Source organism: Nonomuraea sp. NPDC049695, assembly GCF_040674955.1.
GTDB lineage: Bacteria > Actinomycetota > Actinomycetes > Streptosporangiales > Streptosporangiaceae > Nonomuraea > Nonomuraea helvata.
Genome location: NZ_JBFANV010000012.1, coordinates 112,559 through 128,856, shown reverse-complemented (window position 1 = coordinate 128,856; position 16,298 = coordinate 112,559). Strand labels below are relative to the sequence as shown.

The 16,298-nt window shown below is 72.3% G+C and carries 18 protein-coding genes; 5 read left to right on the top strand and 13 right to left on the bottom strand.

Annotation, left to right across the window (positions count from 1 at the left end):
• Positions 1-64 precede the first annotated feature (64 nt).
• Together AB0J64_RS13935 and AB0J64_RS13930 are read left to right on the top strand one after the other, a co-directional pair.
• Positions 65-424, top strand: a complete 360-nt coding sequence (locus tag AB0J64_RS13935) for a VOC family protein (protein ID WP_364025638.1) — start codon at positions 65-67, stop codon at positions 422-424.
• Positions 421-1,419, top strand: a complete 999-nt coding sequence (locus AB0J64_RS13930; protein WP_364025635.1) for an LLM class flavin-dependent oxidoreductase — start codon at positions 421-423, stop codon at positions 1,417-1,419. The genes AB0J64_RS13935 and AB0J64_RS13930 overlap by 4 nt, the downstream gene beginning before the upstream one ends.
• A gap of 23 nt (positions 1,420-1,442) precedes the next feature.
• Here the strand turns inward: AB0J64_RS13930 and AB0J64_RS13925 are convergent, their stop codons facing one another.
• The 4 genes from AB0J64_RS13925 to AB0J64_RS13910 all read right to left on the bottom strand — a co-directional run bounded on the left by AB0J64_RS13925 (position 1,443) and on the right by AB0J64_RS13910 (position 4,373).
• Complete coding sequence (locus AB0J64_RS13925; RefSeq protein ID WP_364025633.1) at positions 1,443-1,577, bottom strand: hypothetical protein; 135 nt, start codon at positions 1,575-1,577, stop codon at positions 1,443-1,445.
• Positions 1,577-2,620 carry a sialidase family protein gene (locus AB0J64_RS13920; RefSeq protein ID WP_364025630.1) on the bottom strand — a complete coding sequence of 348 codons (1,044 nt, stop codon included), beginning with the start codon at positions 2,618-2,620 and terminating at the stop codon, positions 1,577-1,579. Before AB0J64_RS13920 ends, AB0J64_RS13925 begins: the two co-directional genes overlap by 1 nt.
• A gap of 17 nt (positions 2,621-2,637) precedes the next feature.
• Positions 2,638-3,531 carry a dihydrodipicolinate synthase family protein gene (locus AB0J64_RS13915; RefSeq protein WP_364025627.1) on the bottom strand — a complete coding sequence of 298 codons (894 nt, stop codon included), beginning with the start codon at positions 3,529-3,531 and terminating at the stop codon, positions 2,638-2,640.
• A 164-nt stretch (positions 3,532-3,695) separates the two neighbouring features.
• Entirely contained in the window at positions 3,696-4,373 is a 678-nt protein-coding gene (locus AB0J64_RS13910) for a GntR family transcriptional regulator (RefSeq protein WP_364025625.1), read from the bottom strand.
• A gap of 166 nt (positions 4,374-4,539) precedes the next feature.
• On the opposite strand from AB0J64_RS13910, the gene AB0J64_RS13905 reads away from it, so the two are divergent.
• Complete coding sequence (locus tag AB0J64_RS13905; protein WP_364025622.1) at positions 4,540-5,889, top strand: MFS transporter; 1,350 nt, start codon at positions 4,540-4,542, stop codon at positions 5,887-5,889.
• Here AB0J64_RS13905 and AB0J64_RS13900 read toward each other — a convergent pair whose 3' ends face one another.
• The 6 genes from AB0J64_RS13900 to AB0J64_RS13875 form a co-directional block, all read right to left on the bottom strand.
• Positions 5,890-7,155 (bottom strand): cytochrome P450, encoded by a 1,266-nt coding sequence (locus AB0J64_RS13900; protein WP_364025619.1) that lies wholly within the window; start codon positions 7,153-7,155, stop codon positions 5,890-5,892.
• Positions 7,152-7,745 carry an ATP/GTP-binding protein gene (locus AB0J64_RS13895; RefSeq protein WP_364025616.1) on the bottom strand — a complete coding sequence of 198 codons (594 nt, stop codon included), beginning with the start codon at positions 7,743-7,745 and terminating at the stop codon, positions 7,152-7,154. The genes AB0J64_RS13900 and AB0J64_RS13895 overlap by 4 nt, the downstream gene beginning before the upstream one ends.
• Positions 7,726-8,082, bottom strand: a complete 357-nt coding sequence (locus AB0J64_RS13890) for a DUF742 domain-containing protein (protein WP_364025613.1) — start codon at positions 8,080-8,082, stop codon at positions 7,726-7,728. Before AB0J64_RS13890 ends, AB0J64_RS13895 begins: the two co-directional genes overlap by 20 nt.
• Complete coding sequence (locus tag AB0J64_RS13885) at positions 8,079-8,513, bottom strand: roadblock/LC7 domain-containing protein (RefSeq protein WP_364025610.1); 435 nt, start codon at positions 8,511-8,513, stop codon at positions 8,079-8,081. The genes AB0J64_RS13890 and AB0J64_RS13885 overlap by 4 nt, the downstream gene beginning before the upstream one ends.
• Before the next feature lie 85 nt (positions 8,514-8,598).
• Positions 8,599-10,194: an ATP-binding protein gene (locus AB0J64_RS13880; RefSeq protein WP_364025607.1), complete on the bottom strand. Its 1,596-nt coding sequence runs from the start codon at positions 10,192-10,194 to the stop codon at positions 8,599-8,601.
• Between the two features lie 171 nt (positions 10,195-10,365).
• A complete protein-coding gene (locus AB0J64_RS13875; RefSeq protein WP_364025604.1) occupies positions 10,366-11,493 on the bottom strand; it encodes a hypothetical protein in 1,128 nt (375 codons plus the stop codon).
• 121 nt (positions 11,494-11,614) lie between these two features.
• Between AB0J64_RS13875 and AB0J64_RS13870 the strand changes: the two genes are divergently transcribed.
• A complete protein-coding gene (locus tag AB0J64_RS13870) occupies positions 11,615-12,607 on the top strand; it encodes a LuxR C-terminal-related transcriptional regulator (RefSeq protein WP_364025601.1) in 993 nt (330 codons plus the stop codon).
• A gap of 3 nt (positions 12,608-12,610) precedes the next feature.
• On the opposite strand, the gene AB0J64_RS13865 is transcribed toward AB0J64_RS13870, so the two are convergent.
• On the bottom strand, positions 12,611-13,156 hold the full coding sequence (locus AB0J64_RS13865) for a hypothetical protein (protein ID WP_364025598.1): 546 nt from the start codon (positions 13,154-13,156) through the stop codon (positions 12,611-12,613).
• 83 nt (positions 13,157-13,239) lie between these two features.
• Between AB0J64_RS13865 and AB0J64_RS13860 the strand changes: the two genes are divergently transcribed.
• On the top strand, positions 13,240-14,496 hold the full coding sequence (locus tag AB0J64_RS13860) for a crosslink repair DNA glycosylase YcaQ family protein (RefSeq protein ID WP_364025595.1): 1,257 nt from the start codon (positions 13,240-13,242) through the stop codon (positions 14,494-14,496).
• A 7-nt stretch (positions 14,497-14,503) separates the two neighbouring features.
• Here AB0J64_RS13860 and AB0J64_RS13855 read toward each other — a convergent pair whose 3' ends face one another.
• Complete coding sequence (locus tag AB0J64_RS13855) at positions 14,504-15,718, bottom strand: hypothetical protein (protein WP_364025593.1); 1,215 nt, start codon at positions 15,716-15,718, stop codon at positions 14,504-14,506.
• Positions 15,711-16,262: an RNA polymerase sigma factor gene (locus AB0J64_RS13850; RefSeq protein WP_364025590.1), complete on the bottom strand. Its 552-nt coding sequence runs from the start codon at positions 16,260-16,262 to the stop codon at positions 15,711-15,713. Before AB0J64_RS13850 ends, AB0J64_RS13855 begins: the two co-directional genes overlap by 8 nt.
• Positions 16,263-16,298: the final 36 nt, after the last annotated feature.

Genomic DNA, 16,298 nt, shown 5'->3' with positions numbered 1-16,298 from the left:
ACCGATTAGGACACGTGTCCTAAGTTCAGGACGCATGTCCCAACTTACTGAGGGGGAGGGAAGCATGAGCCACCCGTTCGTCTTCATGGATCTGCGGACCCCCGACCGCGAGCGATCCCGCCGCTTCTACGGCGAGCTGCTCGGATGGACGGTCACCGACGTGCCTGCCGGGTCCGAGACCGTGCCGATGTTCACCGACGGCGGCGCTCCGTGGGGTGGCCTCACGCAACTCGCCGAGAACGACGGGCGCCGCCCGCAGTGGATCCCGTACGTGCCCGTGGTGCACCTCGACCGGGCGGTGGAGCAGGCCGTGGAGCTGGGCGCGACCGTGGTCCGGGCCCGGGTGGACCTCCACCAGGGATCGGTCACGGTGATCGACGATCCCACCGGCGCCACACTCGCGCTGTGGGAAGCCAGGCGATGACTCCTCGATATTCGTGTGCCCTGCCGCCCGGCGCCGACGTCGTCGACAAGGCCCGGCTGGCCGAGCGGCTGGGCTACCACCGCGTTTGGGTGTTCGAGTCACCGGCCGTTTACGGCGACACCTGGATCGCGCTGGCCCGCGTCGCGGAGGCGACCGAGCGCATCGGCCTGGGCACCGGAGTCGCGATCCCGGGGCTGCGGCACCCGATGGTGACGGCATCCGCCGTGGCCTCGGTCGAGGAGCTGGCGCCCGGACGGCTGATCGTCGCCTTCGGTACGGGCTACACCGGCCGCAGCACGCTGGGGCAGCGGCCCGTCACGTGGTCGGAGCTGGCGCGCTACGTCCGGCAGGTGAGGGCTCTGCTGCGAGGCGAGGTGGTCGAGATCGACGGCCGCCCGTGCCAGATGACGCACCTGCCCGGCTCCGCCCCGGACCGTCCGATCGGCGTGCCGGTGTGGGTCGCGGCTTCGGGGCCGAAGGGCTTCGGCGTGGCACGGGAGCTCGGCGTGCCCGGAGTGGTCGTGACCGCCGTTTCCGAGGGAGGCGATCAGGGCGGCTGGCCCGAGTTCGCGCTGCTGCGCTTCGGCACCGTTCTGGAGCCCGGCGAGGATCACACCAGTCCACGCGTGGTCGAGGCCGCCGGACCCGGCTACGCCAGCACCGTCCACGCCGTGTGGGAGCACGGGAAGGAGGCCGTCGACGCCGTGCCCGGCGGTGCCCGGTGGCGGGCGGCCCTCGAGGCGGACCGCGCGGAAGGCCTGCGCCATCTCGTCGCCCACCAGGGCCATCTCTCGTCGCTGACCGACCGGGACCGCGCTCTGGTCGCCGCCGCCGGGCCGGCCCTCCTGCGCGCCGGCTGGAGCGGCGACGCCGCCTCGATCGGCGAACGGGTCCGCAAGGCCGGCGTCGCGGGCGTCACCGAGATCGTGTACATCCCGGCCGGTCCCGATGTCGAGCGCGAACTGCACGCCTTCGCGGCAGCCGCCCGTTCTTGAGCGCGACCAGACGTGACCGCCTTCTAGAGGGCTTCCTGCGCGGCCCAGCCGGCGACGTTCGCCGACAGGCGCAGGTCTCCGCTGGCGATCAGGTACGCGGTGCGCGGCTCGGCGGGCCGCTCCTTGCGGGGTACGGGCATGCGGTACGTGCTGGTCATCACGGCTCCAGATCGGCGAGGGACAGCCGGGCGAGGACGATCCCCCTGCGCTGCCAGGTGTAGGTGACGAGGAGGTGGCCGGGGGTGAGGACGGCGGAGGGATAGCTGTACTCGGCGACGCCGCCGGTGACGACGCCCGCGTCACCCGGCGCGAAACCGGGGCCGGCACCGGGGTCGCGGTCGTCCAGGAGCCGCGGCACGGCCGGATCGACGGGGACGACCCCGTCGTCCACAGTGGGACCCGCGTGCCAGGTCAGCCCGTCGTCGTCCGACAGCGAGACCACGAGCGGGCAGCGGCTGCCCCACGACTCGGCGCTCGGATTGTGCACGCAGGCCACCCGTCCGGACGGCAGCGCGACCGCCGTGAGGCCGCTGTTGTTGTTCGGCAGGCCCGTGGGCTCGGCGGGCGTCCAGGTGCGCCCGCCGTCGCGGGAGAGCGAGCGGTACGCCCGCCCCTCGGTGCTGCGCATCAGCGCGACCGGGCCGTCCGCTCCCCACCACAGCGCGGGCTGGATGTGCCCGGCACCGGCCAGCGCGTCGTGGTCGACGGGGATCGGGGCGCGCGTCCAGCTCAGCCCGCCGTCGTCGGAGACGTCCACGAACGGGTCCCAGCGCAGCGGCTCGCCCCACCGCTCCGTCGAGCCGGGCGCCAGCCAGCGCCGCCCTCCGGGGGCGAGCAGCGGCGGGTTCCTGACCGGGCCCCGGCCGCCGGACCGGTCTCCTGGCACGAGCTCGCGCACCGGCTCCCACGTGGCGCCGGCGTCGTACGAGCGGGTGACCAGCGTGATCCACTCGGAGATGCGCTCGCCCGCCTTGCAGAACAGCCAGAGCGCGCCGTCGGGACCGGGCGCCAGCACCGGGTTCCAGTGCGCGACGTCTCTGCCGGTGTCCAGGGTGGACAGCTCACCACCCCGGGCGACGCGGATGCGGTTGTCAGGCGTGCCCTCCCTCGTCCCGGCGAACCACGCGACGACCGGAGTGCCGTCCGCCACCGCGAGCGTGGACGCGTGGCACTGCGTCCAGCGGGGGTCGTCTATGGTCACGAACTCCCGGTGGATCATCAGGCACTCAGGACCGTCTCGGCCAGCCGCGCGATGCGCTCACGCATGTCGGGGCCGATCTCGGGGGCCGGCATGCGGAGCGCGCCCGTACCGCGTCCGAGGTGGCTCAGCGCCAGCTTGATGCCCTCGACGGTGCCGCCCAGCGTGGCCAGCACCTCGTCCGCCCGGGACTGGGCGGAACGTTCCGCGTCGGCGTCCCCGACGGCCACGGCGTCGGCGAGCAGGGCGAACGGCTCGGGGAACGCCGCCGACAGCCCAGAGACGACTCCGGCGCCGCCGCCGCGGACGACCTCGGCGAGCCTGGTGTCCGAGCCCGACCACACCCGGGCGGAGGCCGGCAGCGCCGCGCGGTACTCCGCGAACCGCTCGGCCGCGAGGCCGCTCAGCTTGGCCCCGGCCAGCCCGGTCTCCGCGGCCATCGCGGCGAAGTCGGCGGGCTCGACGACCACGCCGGAGCGCTCGCTGAAGAGGTAGCCGTAGACGGCGGCGGGGCCTGCCGCCTCCGCCACCGCGGCGAAGTGCCTGCGCACGGCGCCGGTGTCGGCAGGCAGATAGTACGGAGTCAGCGCGGCCAGCCTGCGTGCCCCGAGCGCCACCGCGTCGCGGGCCAGCGCCACGGCCTCCCGGGTGGCCGCGGCGCCGACGTGCACCACGACCCGCTCCGGACCGAACACGGCCAGCGCGATCTCGGCGACGGCACGGCGCTCGGCGCGGTCGAGCGCGGGGAACTCGCCGGTGGTGCCGCACACGAAGACACCGTCGATGCGGCCCGCGAGATCCGTGAAGTGCGCCTTGGTGGTGGCGTGGTCGAGCTCCCCGGCCTCGTCGAAGAAGGTCGGGACGGCGGCGAGGATCTCGGCACGGGGTGGGGTGTTCTCTCTGTTCTCCGGCATGGCGGGACCTCGGTTCGTCGATGGTGTCGTCGATGGTGTCGTCGATGGCGAGGCACGGCGATGCCTCGGTACGTCATTGATGGCAGGCGGAATTGACGGCAGGCGGGATCGATGGCAGGCGGACGGAGCCCCGGGCGGGCCCAGGGCGGCAGGCGGGGGGCAGGTCAGAGGGCGGGCTGGGCGCGCTCCCGCTCGATCAGCGTCGCGCGGATCCGGGCGCAGGATCCGTCGAGGTGGGCAGTGAGCGCGGCCAGCGCGGCGTCGACGTCGCCCGAGCGGACGATGTCCCTGAGGTCGGCGTGGTCCTGGGCGACGGGCACCAGGTCGCGATCGGTGTTGGTGATCTCCAGCACCGCCGCGAACAACGGCCGGTGCAGCGCCCAGGTGGCGGTCAGCCAGCGGTTGTCGCCGATCGTGTAGAAGCCGCTGTGGAAGTCGAGGTCGGCGGCGGCGAACTTGGCGGCGTCGGAGTCGTCGGCGGCGGCCCGCATCTGCTCGACCGCCTCGTCGACCGGGGACCAGTCGGCGGCGTCGAGGCGCGCCACGGCCTCCTTGATGGCCAGGCTCTCCAGCGCGCCGCGGAGCGAGTAGAGTTCACGAAGGTCCTGGTCAGACAGGCCGCGGACGAAGACGCCCCGCTTGCGCGTCTCCACCAGCCCTTCGATCTCCAGCTGGCGGAGCGCGTCGCGCACCGGCCCGCGACTCACCCCGAAGCGCTCCGCGATCCGGCCCTCGACCAGGTGCGTGTCCACGCTCAGCTCGCCACGCACGATGAGCGAGCGGAGCTGGGCGAGCAGCTGATCTCCGAGCGGTGGGTTGCGCAACGGATTGGTGATCGACACCAGCTCTCCTCTCCTGAGTCTCCGCCGACCCGGAGACTATCCCGCACAACTGCATACGGTCAACGTTAACGGATGACCGTTGACGGTTAACCGTCTTCCAAGCCATAGTGTGCGACAACTGAACCACTGCGGAAATATGCAAGCCGCCAGCAGAAAGGGAGGCGCCATGGTCGCGACCCTTCCGAAGACAGATCTCCGCTACACCTGGAAGGTCACGGCCTCCAGCTTCCTCGGCAACACGCTGGAGTACTACGACTTCCTCGTCTACGGAACAGCCGCCGCCGTCGTCTTCCCGAAGGTGTTCTTCCCGGACGCCAGCGGCTTCGTGGCCACGCTCTCCGCCTTCGGCACGTTCGCCGTCGGCTTCCTGGCCAGACCGCTGGGCGGGCTGTTCTTCGGAAGCCGGGGCGACCGCCACGGCCGCAAGTCCACCCTGATGGTCACGCTCGTCGTGATGGGACTCAGCACCATCCTCATCGGGCTGCTGCCGGGATTCGGCACCATCGGGATCTGGGCTCCCGTCCTGCTGGTGGCGCTGCGGTTGCTGCAGGGCTTCGCGGTCGGCGGCGAGTGGGGCGGCTCAATGATCATCGTGCTGGAGTCGGCGCCGCCGAACCGCCGCGGCTTCTTCAGCGCATGGCCCAACACCGGCGGCTTCTCCGCGCAGATCCTCATCACCGGGATCTTCGCCTACGTCTACACGCTCCCCGACGATCAGCTGCTGAGCTGGGGGTGGCGGATCCCGTTCCTGCTGTCGGCCGTGGTCCTCGTCGTGACGTTCTGGATGCGGCGCAGCCTGCACGAGACCCCCGTCTTCGCCGAGGCCGTGGCCGCCGACAAGGAGGCCGAGACGGCCGCCGCGGAGCCCGAGCGCCCCAAGCACGGGCCGATCCGTACGATCTTCGTGGACGACTGGCGCAACCTGCTGCTGATCATCGGCCTGCGGTTCGCCGAGTCCGTGCCGTACTTCCTGCTCACGGTGTTCGCGCTGTCCTACGGCACCAGCGCGCTCGGCCTCGAGAAGACCCAGCTCAACAACGCCATCCTCGTCGCCGCCGTGCTCTCCTTCGTCAGCCACGGCGTGTTCGCCGCGATCTCCGACCGGGTCGGGCGGCGGCCGATCTACTTCTTCGGCGCCGTCGTGGTGTTCGTCATGGCCTTCCCGTTCTTCGCCATGCTGCACAGCGGCTCGATGGTGCTGATCGTGCTCGGGTACGTGCTGATCCTCAACTTCGGGCACAACGCCATCAACGCCATCCAGCCCGCGTTCTTCGCCGAGCTGTTCCCCGCCGATCGCCGCTACACGGGCGCCGCGGCGGGCCGCGAGATCGCCTCCATCTTCGCGGGCGGCCTGACCCCGTTCATCGCCACGGCGCTGGCCGGCAAGGACGGCTCCCGCTGGCCGCTGGTCGCCGCGTACGTCATGATCGGCGCCCTGATCACGATGTTCTCGGTGTACAAGGCGCCGGAGTCCTTCCGCCGCGACCTCAGCGCCACCGGCGAGAGCGTGCGCTGATCAGAGCTCCCAGCGCTCGGCCGGCCCCTGACCCATGGGGCCGGCCGGGCTGAACAGGACGGGCAGGGACTCGAGGCCCCGCGCCCAAACAGACGGCCGCCAGCGCAGCTCCTCCGGCTCCACCGCGAGATGCACGTCGGGCAGCCGGTCCAGGAGCACTTCGATGGCCGTCTTGGCGATGATCTCGGCGAGTTCCGGCGCCGGGAAGGGACAGCCGTACTCGCCGTGACTGAACGACATGTGCGCCCGGTTCGCGCCGGAGTGGGCCGGCGCGGCCGGGCGTACCTGCGGGTCGGCGTTGGCCGCCGCGAAGCCGAGCACCAGCAGGTCGCCCTTGCGCAGGCGCCGCCCGGCCACGTCGCAGTCACGCACGGGCCAGCGCGACGGCATGGCCTGAGAGGGCGGGTCCCTCCACAGCACCTCGTTCAGCGCCTCGCCGACGCTGCTCCGCCCACCCTGGAGCGTCACCGAGAAGTGGTCGTCCACCAGCATGAGCCGCAGCGTGTTGCCGATCCAGTTGGAGCCCGGGCTGTGTGAGGCCAGCATCAGCACCATCAGGTCCTGGACGATCTGCTCGTCGGAGAGCCCTGCGGCGTGCGCCAGCAGGTGCGAGGTGAGGTCGCGCCCCGGCCTGGCGCGCTTGGCGGCCACGAGCCGGGTCACCTGCTCCATGACCCGCAGCCCCGCGGGGAAGGACTCCTCACCCGCGTCCGTCACCAGGTAGGCGTCCTTGACCAGCTCGGGCAGTTCCGACTCCGGCAGGCCGTACAGCCGGGTGACGACCTCGGCCGGGATCCGGTGGGCGTACTGACTGATCAGGTCGGCGCGACCGTTCCCCGAGAACTCGTCGATCAGCCGGTCGGCGACCCGCTCGCAGATCATGTTCAGCTCGATGCGGTCGACGGTGTCCAGCGCGTCGCCGATCGCGCCGCCCCGGAGCTTGCGCTCGGCGCCTTCGGTGAACACCAGGGACGGCTGCCAGCTCACGAACGCGCGCGCCGGCCAGTTCTCGGGAATGTGATCCCACAGGTTCCAGCGCCTGGAGTCGCGGCCGAAGAGCTGGGGCTGGCTGGTGACGTGATGCAGTTCGCGGTAGCCGACCACGAGCCAGGCAGGGATGTCGTCGTCGAGCAGGACCGGCACGATCGGCCCATGTTTGCGGCGCATCTCCTCGTACACCGCGGCCGGGTCGGCGTGGATCTCCGGCCCGTACAGCCGCATGGCGTCGACGTGATCGGGATAGCCGTCCACGAGTGGGTTCGTCATGACTTGCCCTCCCGGGTGCCGGCGATGTGCTTCACGAGCGTGATGAGCACGTGCTTGGACGAGGGGCGCTTGCGCGCGTCGCACTCGATGAGCGGGACCTCGGGCGACAGCGCGAGCGCCTCGCGTACGGCCTCCAGCGAGGGGCCGTCGGCGAAGCGGTTGACGGCCACGACGAACGGCGTCTTGTGGTGCTCCAGCCGGTCGATGGAGTACCAGGAGTCCTGCAGGCGGCGGGTGTCCACCAGGACGACCGCGCCCAGGCTGCCGGCGAACAGCTGGTCCCACACGAACCAGAAGCGCTGCTGCCCCGGGGCGCCGAACAGGTACAGCACCTTGTCGGGAGTCACCGTGATCCGGCCGAAGTCGAAGGCGACCGTCGTGGTGGTCTTGGCCCGCACCCGGCTGGCGTCGTCGATGCCCTCGCTGGCCTGGGTCATGACCTCCTCGGTGCTCAGCGGGCGGATCTCGCTGACCGAGCCGACCATGGTCGTCTTGCCCACGCCGAAGCCGCCGACGATCACGATCTTCAGTGCGTCGAGTGCGGTTCCGCGCAGCGGTGTGCGTACGGCATCAGAGGTCGTGGAGGGCACTGAGCACCTGCCTCAGGGTCTCGGGGTCCGGCCGCCCGGCCTGCAGGGCGGACGACGGATGGCGGACGGTGATGCGGCCGGTGTCCAGCAGGTCGCGCAGCAGGATCTTCACCACGCTCACCGGCAGCCGCAGCTCGGCGGAGATCTCCACCACCGCCGCCGGCTCCCGGGCCAGCTGGAGGATCTTGACGTGCTCCGACTGCATGCCGGGGGCCGGCTCGCACTCACTGACGATCAGAGAGACGGAGTCGAAGGCGTTCTCGTCGGCGCGGGTGCGGCCGCCGGTGACCGTGTAGAGCCGGTCCGGGTCCTCCCGGTCGACAGCGCGCGGTGTCATGGGCGCTCGCCGCTGGTCTCCGCCCGACGCGGCGCCGCGCTGAGGTAGACCCCGATCTGCTCGACCATCTCGTTCATGTTGTGCGCGACGAGCCCCACGTCGCCGTCCTCGTCGGCGATCACGGCCAGGTGGGCGCCCTCGCCTGCGGGCACGATGAGCAGCAGCCCGCCGGCGAACTCCACCATCGCCTGCCCCGCGCCGATGCCGTCGCCGAACTCGGCGGAGGCGCTCAGCGACAGGCTCTGGATCCCGGCGGCCAGGGCCGCGAGCTGGTCGGCCTTGTCGCGCCCAAGGCCCGAGGTGACGCACATCTTGAGACCGTCCCTGGTCAGGACCAGGACGTGCCTGACCCCCGGGGTCTTCTTCCTGAGGTTCTCCAGCAGCCAGTCGAGCTCGCGATCGGTGGTGCCTGCAGCGTCGGTAGTGCTCATCGAAACGACGGGACGCGCGTGTGCGGCGCGGGCGTCCCTGCCTCCTTACTGTGATCAGAAAGTTCCGGGGGCCGGTGACGCGTGCTCACGCGTCGTCGGTGACCGGAGAGGACGTACGCCCACGGCCGCCCGCCTGGCGGAACGCGGCGAACCTCGCCGCCGAATCACGCCCGTCGCGGGCCACCGGCTTGGCCTCCGGCGCCTGCCGCGCCCTCGTCGCCTCGGCCAGCGTCTGCCCGCGACGCCGCCTGGGCAGCAGCTCCTCGTCGGTCGGCAGCTCCTCCACCGGCGGCGCCTGCGCGGGCACGGCCGGCGGCTCGGCGGTCCTGGGCTGTGTGATCAGTACGCGCGGGATCAGCAGCACGACCCCGGTGCCGCCGCGGGCCGACGGCCGGAAGCTCACGGTCAGGCCGTACTTGTCGACCAGGCGGCCCACCACCGCGAGGCCCAGCCGAGTGCCGGAGAGCGTGCGCAGGTCGAGCGGCTCGGAGACGAGCTTGGTGGCGTGCTGCCGCTCGCGCGGCCGCATGCCGAGGCCGCTGTCGTCGATCGTGATCACGATGCCGGCGTCCTCCTCGTCCACGTACACGTGCACCTCCGTGCCGTGCGCCGAGAACGTGGCGGCGTTGTCCATCAGCTCGGCCAGCGCGTGCATGACGCCCTCGGCGGCGTACCCGACCACGGCGGCGGCGCTGGTGGAGTGGAGCCGGACGCGGCGGTAGGCGCCGATGCGGCCCATGGCGCCGCGCAGGATGCTCTCCATCACGATCGGCCGCGTCCACCGCCGGCCCGAACGTCCGCCGCTCAGCAGGGCGATGTTGTCGGCCAGCCGGCTCATCTGGGAGACGCGGTGGTCCAGGTCGAGCAGGTCGCTGAGGACGTCCTCCTGCTCGCCGTACTGCTCCTCCAGGCCGCGCAGCTGCGCGAGGAGGCTGGTCGCCTGGGCCTGCACCCGGGCCGCGGCGCCGGCGCAGGCGGCCATCACGGCGGCTCCCCTGCGCTCGCTCTCGCCGAGGTGCTGCGCCGTCTCGCCCAGCAGGTCGCGCAGGGGGTCGTGCTCCGGCTGCGGCACGTCCGCCAGCGCGGCGCCGACCGACATCCGCTCCTTCTGGAGCCGGCGTACGAGCTCCGGCAGCGTGTCGGAGGACAGCCGGGAGATCTCCTGCTCCAGCGCCTCGCGGGACGCCCTGGCGCCGGACTCGGCCGACTCGCGGGCCTTCCTTGCCGTGTCGAGCTCGCGCTGGAGCACGCCGAGCTCGTTGCCGGCCGCTCGGAGCACCCGCTGCAGCGAGCTCTCGCCGAAGCTCGGCGCCTGCGCGAACGCGTCCACGACCGGCACGCCCTCGCGCACCCGGCGCCCCAGCACGGGCAGCGCCTCCTCGGCCACCCGCACGTTCTCCTGCCGCAGCCACAGGTAGCGCGCCTCGGCCCACCTGGCCTGCCGGCGCAGCTCGCGGCCGGTGGCGGCGTAGTAGGCGGCGGCCCCGGCGGCGCAGGCCAGCAGCAGGGTCGAGCCCGCGCCCACGGCCGCCATCAGTCCCTTGGCCCCGGCAGGAGCGGCGGTCACCGCCCACAACCACGCAGCAGCCGTGACCACCATCGTGCCCACGAAGGCCACGACCGCCAGCTCTTTGGAGGTGAGCTTCCGCTCGGGCGTCCGTTGAGGTACGTCTGCTTGCATTCGGGGGTCCTCAGGGCGGGGGGCAGTCATGCAGGACTTAAGGCCCACGACTTACTGTGTCCGCTTCACGACCGTGCGCGAACGGGAACGGCACTCACCGTAGCACCACGAGTACCACAAGAACAGACAACCACCCTGGAACCGGTCGCTTCACCAGTAACAGAACATTCGTCACACCTCCTCGGCGATGCCGAGATACATCACCCCCGGGTTGGAGGGGTTGAAGGCGATGGAGGTGACCCGGTCGTAGGAGTTGTGGTTGACGGTGACCCGGTTCAGGCGGGAGTCGTACCGGTAGATGTCCGTGCCGATGCCCGACCACCCGGTGCCGAAGTCGAAGTAGAGCACGCCCGGGTCCGTCGGGTGCGGGGCGAGCAGCGGCCCGTTGGGGATCGTGACCTCGTCGCCCTGGTCCACGACGCGCGTGAAGCGCCGGCCTCCGTCGTAGGACCGGTAGATGTGCCGGCCGCCGGACGGCGCGCCCGCCTCCGACTCCGCGATGTCGAGCCCCATCGCGTAGACGACGTTCGGGGCGGCCGGGGAGATCGCGGCGCTGAACACGTTGACCTTGCCGCCGGTCGCGCTCAGCCCGGTGGACGTGCGCCACGTGCGGCCGCCGTCGAAGGTGACGCGGGCGCCGGTGTTCGACGCGCCGAGCACCACATGGTCCAGGTCGTACGGGTCGAACACCGCCGTGTAGGCCATGAGCAGGTCGCTCTGCGGCCAGGCGGGCACCCCGATGGGCCGCCACGTACGCCCGCCGTCCCTCGAGTCGTACAACCGGCCGGAGCCGTCGGCCGCCCGCAGACGGTCGCCGCGGAAGCGGTCCACGCCGAGCCCGGTCAGGTCGCCGGCCGGTGAGGTGAGCGGGGTGACGCCCTCGGACGTGGCGAGCGTGAGGTTGCCCTCGCGGTCCCAGGCGTAGGCCCGGCCGCCCCGAGCCGGGACCAGCTCGGTCTGGGAGCCGCTCACCTCGCCCGCCGCCGTCCAGGTGCAGCCCGCGTCCTTGGAGCTCAGCAGCTGGTTGTTCGACATGGCGAGCAGTTCGTTCGGGCGGTCGAGGGCGACGAGCCCGGTGGTGTAGACGACCGGGCGCAGCACCTGGCTGGTGGGTGCGATGGTCCTGCCGTCGTTCCGCGTGTACGTCACCGACCCGTCACCGGTGACCGTCCGGCAGATGGGCTGGCGCCAGAAGCCGGCGAGGCCGTCGCCGGTGGGTTCGTCATCCGCGAGTGCGGGTGTGGTGGCCGACAGGACCGCCAGCGCGGTCGCGAGTCCGATGGTCAACGCCTTCTTCAACACTGCCTCCCCGACAGGGCCGGTCTTACAGGAGTCCGTCCTATCGGGGAGCGGAACGCCGGGGCTAGCGCAAACGGCGGCAGATTTGTGCCATTGCAGGTATCTGACACACTGATCGATCATGAACACGGACGACAACGCGCTCGCGGCGGTCGGGGTGGACGCCGAGGACGAGCGGATCTACCGGGACCTGCTGCGGCGGCCGCGTGCCACGCTGCCCGAGCTGGCCGCGCACACCGGCCGCACCACCGTGGCCCTGCGCCGGGCCTGCTCAAGGCTCGAGGCGCTCGGCCTGGTCAGCCGCATGGCGGGCCGCCCCGTCCGGTGGGTGCCGACCAGGCCCGACGTCGCGGTGGCCGCCCTCATCTCCCGCCGCGAGGAAGGGCTCGCCCAGGCGCGGCTGGCCGCGCTCGCGCTGCTGGCCGAGACGCCGCGGACGGAGAACCAGTCCCCCGAGGAGCTGGTCGAGGTCGTGCAGGGGCAGGCGGCCGTGGTGCAGCGGTTCACGCAGTTGCAGCAGACGGCGACCGAGGAGCTGCTGGTGCTGGACCGGCCGCCGTACGCGCAGGACCCCGCCCAGCAGAACGTCGCCGAGATGGAGCGCCTCGCGCACGGCCTCCTGGTGCGCGGCATCTACGACGCCTCGGCCCTGGAGATCCCCGGCAAGCTGCGCCTCGCCCAGGAGTCGGCGGCGGCGGGAGAGCAGGCCAGGGTCAGCCCCGAGGTGCCGATGAAGCTGGCCATCGCCGACAGGAAGACCGCGATCCTGCCGCTGAGCACGGACGCGTCCGCCTACGCCGACAGCGCGGTCATCGTGCACTCCTCGACGCTGCTCGACGCGCTGGTCACGCTGTTCGAGGTCCTGTGGCGGTCGGCGCTGCCGCTGCCGGCCACCTCGGCCGCCGCCTCCTCCCCCGCCGAGCTGCCGGATCCGGAGCTGTTCACGCTGCTGGCGGCCGGGCTCAAGGACGAGTCCGTCGCGCGTCAGCTCGGGGTGAGCCTGCGTACCGTGCACCGGCGGGTCAGCGAGCTCATGGACCGGCTGGGCGCCCGCACGCGCTTCCAGGCCGGGCTGCTCGCCGCGCGCCGCGGGTGGTGGGGCGCGGACTCCTGACGGTCACAGGCCGTCGCCGTGCGCCATCAGGTGGACCGCCGCCAGTGACCGCCATGGGCGCCACCGTTCATGGCAGGCGGCGGGGTCGAGGCCGAGGCCGGCCAGCGCGGCGCGGAGGGACGCGTCGCCAAGCGGGAACGCCTCGCGGCTCCCCAGCCTGAAGGCCAGGTCGTGGCGGAGGTCGTGATCGGCGTAGGGCAGGGTGGCCGGCGCCTCCAGGCCGGTGCCGTGGTCGAGCGCCCCGTGCCCGCGGGCGACATCGGCCGCCAGCGCCTCGATCAGGGCCGCTTCGTCCTGCGTGACCTCGCCCCGGGCGATCGCGGCGGCATCGGGGAAGGTGTGCGTGAGGCCGCCCGGCAGCCCCGGCACCTTCGTCCCCAGCCTGTGCGTCAGCGCCCCGAGCCGGTCCGCCGCCTCGCGCGGCGTCCTGCCGCGCCCGAGCACCGCACGGACACCGGCCTCCAGGGCGTTCCACGCCGCCGGCACGGCGAGCCCGGGGCGGGCCCGTACCTCCCGATGTCGCGTACCCGGGAAATGGTGCGCGCGCACTCTGGGACAGGTCCGGCCAGATCCGGACAACCTCGTGACTCACGTGAAACACATCGAACTCTTTTTCGATTACACTGCTGGCCATGCCAACCCCCCTGGCCCTCAGCCTGGAGACCGCGCGGCGGCTGGCCGTGACCTCTCAGCACCTGGCCGGGCCGAGGCCCGGCGGCGGCGTGGAAGGGATGCGGCAGGTGCTGCGCACGTTGCGGTGCCTGCAGCTCGATCCGATCAACGTGGTGGCCCGCAGCCATCTGCTGGTGCTCTGGAGCCGGCTCGGGGCCTACGACCCCGCCGACCTCGACACGTTGCTGTGGGAGGAGCGGTGGCTCTTCGAATACTGGGCGCACGCCGCGTCCATCGTGCTGTCGGAGGACTACCCGATCCACCAGGTCATGATGCGCGGCTACCCGCGAGGGGAGTCGACCTACGCGCTGCGGGTCCGTGACTGGCTGACGGCCAACGACGAGCTGCGGCAGCACGTGCTCGACCGGTTACGCGAGGCGGGGCCGCTGCCGCCCGGGGCGTTCGACGGCCGCGCGAGCGTGGCCTGGCAGTCCTCCGGGTGGACCAACGGCCGCGGCGTCGAGCGCATGCTCGACTTCCTCTGGCTCCAGGGCCACATCATGGTCGCGGGCAGGGCGGGCCGCACGCGCCACTGGGACCTGGCCGAGCGCCGGCTGCCCGCGTGGGCCGCCGCCACGCCGCTGCCGCGGCGGGAGGCGGTGTCCCTGGCGGCCGAGCACTCCCTGCGTGCGCTCGGCGTGGCCCGCGCCGCCGACATCGAGCGCCACTTCGTCCGCGACCGCTATCCAGGCCTCGCCGAGGTCCTGCACGAGCTGGAGCACTCGGGTCAGATCCTGCCCGCCGAGGTCGAGGGCGGCCAGGAGCGCTGGTACGTGCACCGCGACGCCCTGGGCCTGCTCGAGCAGGACTGGCAGCCGCGCACCACGCTGCTGTCGCCGTTCGACAACCTCATCTGCGACCGGGCCCGCACCGAGCGGCTGTGGGGCTTCGAGTTCCGCACGGAGATGTACGTGCCCAAGCACAAGCGGCGGTACGGCTACTACATCATGCCGGTCCTGCACGGCGAGCGCCTGGTCGGGCGGCTCGTGCCACGCCTGGACCGCCGCCGGGGCGTGCTGGAGATCGAGGGCGTGTTCCCGGAGCCGGGCTTCCCCGGCGACGAGACGTCCGCCGGGGCCATCGGCGCGGCGGTCGCCGACCTGGCCGCGTTCGCGGGGGCACGCGAGGTCTCCTACGCGCACACCGTCTCAGCGCCATGGCGGTCGAGCCGCGGGTCCGTCGGCCCGGGGGCCGGGCCGACGCTGGTGCGGGCGTGACCCGCCGCTACCCGTGGCGGCAGTCGCTGGGCCGCCGGGGACGGTCGTCTGTCCAGCCGGACTCCGCCGTCCATGCCATGTAGTCCACAATCGTCCCCTTGGGCAGTCCCTCGGTGCTCTCCCCCGCCGCCGTGACATCCGCCAGGATGACACCCGTCCGCAGGTCGAGGATGGTCGTGTGGTCCTCGGTCACCTCGTCGTCCTTGCCGAACTCCCGGAAGTAACGCTTGCCCTTGACGAAGTCCACCTCAAGGCCGGCGCGTCCCAGGGGGTCGGTGGCCCGGCCCCGCACCTCGGTCGTCGGCAGGTCGGCGAGCAGGCGCAGCACGGCAGCCCTGGCCGCGGGCCTGATCGGCATTTCCAGCAAGTGACGGGAACGGGCAAGCACCTCGTTGTCCGTCTGTTTCGACATCCTGCCCATGGCCGCCCCATGGCCGCGCACCCATTCCCGCAGCCCCCTGTCGTCGGTGGGCAGGGCGGCGAGCTCCGCTACGGTGACCTCCCCCACCCGCCGGTCGCCGAACACGCCTCCCGGCTGGACCGTGCGCGTGGACCGGCAGTCCGGGTTCTTGGACTTCATCGCCAGCTTCGGGCAGTCGCCCGCTTGGGTGCCGGGCGTGCACACCCTCTGGACCTTGGCAGGAGACCCGGCCGCCCGCCACGCGCGCTCGTCCGCCGAGGTCGCGGGGCGCAGGCCCAGCTCTTCGATCTGATTCTGCATGGGATCGCCGGGATCACGCGGCTGCCAGAACTCGATCCGCGTCGAGAAGATCGCGTTGAAGGTCTGCCCGCCCGCCCGTACCCGGGTCAGACTGTCGTTCACCAGTGACTTGCGCCAGTACGCGCCGGTGTCGTCCGGCAGTTTCGCCACCTGGTCCGCCAACTGGCGCAGGGCGTCGTTGCCGCGAGGCGGCACCAGCACGGGAGCAGGCACGGCGGTCAGGTTCGACACCAGCGTGACGACGGCCATGACGACGGCGATGGTGACCACGGCCGCCCCGAGGGTCCAGCCCCAGCCGAAGCGGCGCCGTACCGGCCGGAACCTCACGGACGGCAGGGTCGCATCGAACCGCACGGACGACCGTGCCGGCCCGGACCGCACGAAGCGCCGGGTCGGCTCGTGCTGGGCGGCGGAGAGCCGGGCGCGGGCCCGCTCGACCACCTCGGCCGAGGGCGGCGGCGCGTCGGGCAGCGATCTGGCCAGGAGGTCGAACTCATCCATGGGACTCCTTCAGGGGGTTCACTTCGCCGAGCGCCTTGCGGAGCTTCTTGCGTGCCCGGTTGAGCCGGGACGCGACCGTCCCCGGCGGGATCCGGAGTGCCGCGGCGACCTCGGCGTGGCTGAGCTCGCCCAGCGCGCTCAGCAGGACCACGTCGCGGTCGCCGCGGTTGAGCCCGGCCAGCGCCTCCGCCAGCCTCCCGGTCACCTCGCCCGCCGCCACACGGGACAGCGCGGCGTCCTGGGGGTCGTGCTCGTCGCGCTCGGCGGCCCTGCTGAGCGCCTTCCACCGGCGGATCTCGGTACGGCGATGCCGCGCGACGAGGTTGGTGGCGATGCCGTACAACCACGGTCGCACTCCGCCCCGTGCGGCGTCGTACCCGCCGCGGTATGCCGCCAGGAACACCTCGGCTGCCAGATCGTCAGCGGCGTCGCCCGACAGGCGCCTCGCGATGTAGCGGTGGATCTCGGCGAAGTGCTCGTTGAAGATCTGCTCGAAGCCGGCCCGCAGATCGGGAGGGTCGGTCAGGTCGGGTGGAACGGCCATGCAGGCGTCTCCGCTGGGTCAGGTGAACGACGGTCG

Excerpts from the sequence above, each read along its gene's own strand:
- AB0J64_RS13855 (WP_364025593.1), bottom strand. The coding sequence starts at position 15,718 with ATGGATGAGTTCGACCTCCTGGCCAGATCGCTGCCCGACGCGCCGCCG.
- AB0J64_RS13930 (WP_364025635.1), top strand. The coding sequence starts at position 421 with ATGACTCCTCGATATTCGTGTGCCCTGCCGCCCGGCGCCGACGTCGTC.
- AB0J64_RS13900 (WP_364025619.1), bottom strand. The coding sequence starts at position 7,155 with ATGACGAACCCACTCGTGGACGGCTATCCCGATCACGTCGACGCCATG.
- AB0J64_RS13880 (WP_364025607.1), bottom strand. The coding sequence starts at position 10,194 with ATGCAAGCAGACGTACCTCAACGGACGCCCGAGCGGAAGCTCACCTCC.
- AB0J64_RS13935 (WP_364025638.1), top strand. The coding sequence starts at position 65 with ATGAGCCACCCGTTCGTCTTCATGGATCTGCGGACCCCCGACCGCGAG.
- AB0J64_RS13885 (WP_364025610.1), bottom strand. The coding sequence starts at position 8,513 with ATGAGCACTACCGACGCTGCAGGCACCACCGATCGCGAGCTCGACTGG.
- AB0J64_RS13915 (WP_364025627.1), bottom strand. The coding sequence starts at position 3,531 with ATGCCGGAGAACAGAGAGAACACCCCACCCCGTGCCGAGATCCTCGCC.
- AB0J64_RS13905 (WP_364025622.1), top strand. The coding sequence starts at position 4,540 with ATGGTCGCGACCCTTCCGAAGACAGATCTCCGCTACACCTGGAAGGTC.
- AB0J64_RS13860 (WP_364025595.1), top strand. The coding sequence starts at position 13,240 with ATGCCAACCCCCCTGGCCCTCAGCCTGGAGACCGCGCGGCGGCTGGCC.
- AB0J64_RS13890 (WP_364025613.1), bottom strand. The coding sequence starts at position 8,082 with ATGACACCGCGCGCTGTCGACCGGGAGGACCCGGACCGGCTCTACACG.
- AB0J64_RS13925 (WP_364025633.1), bottom strand. The coding sequence starts at position 1,577 with ATGACCAGCACGTACCGCATGCCCGTACCCCGCAAGGAGCGGCCCGCC.
- AB0J64_RS13850 (WP_364025590.1), bottom strand. The coding sequence starts at position 16,262 with ATGGCCGTTCCACCCGACCTGACCGACCCTCCCGATCTGCGGGCCGGC.
- AB0J64_RS13870 (WP_364025601.1), top strand. The coding sequence starts at position 11,615 with ATGAACACGGACGACAACGCGCTCGCGGCGGTCGGGGTGGACGCCGAG.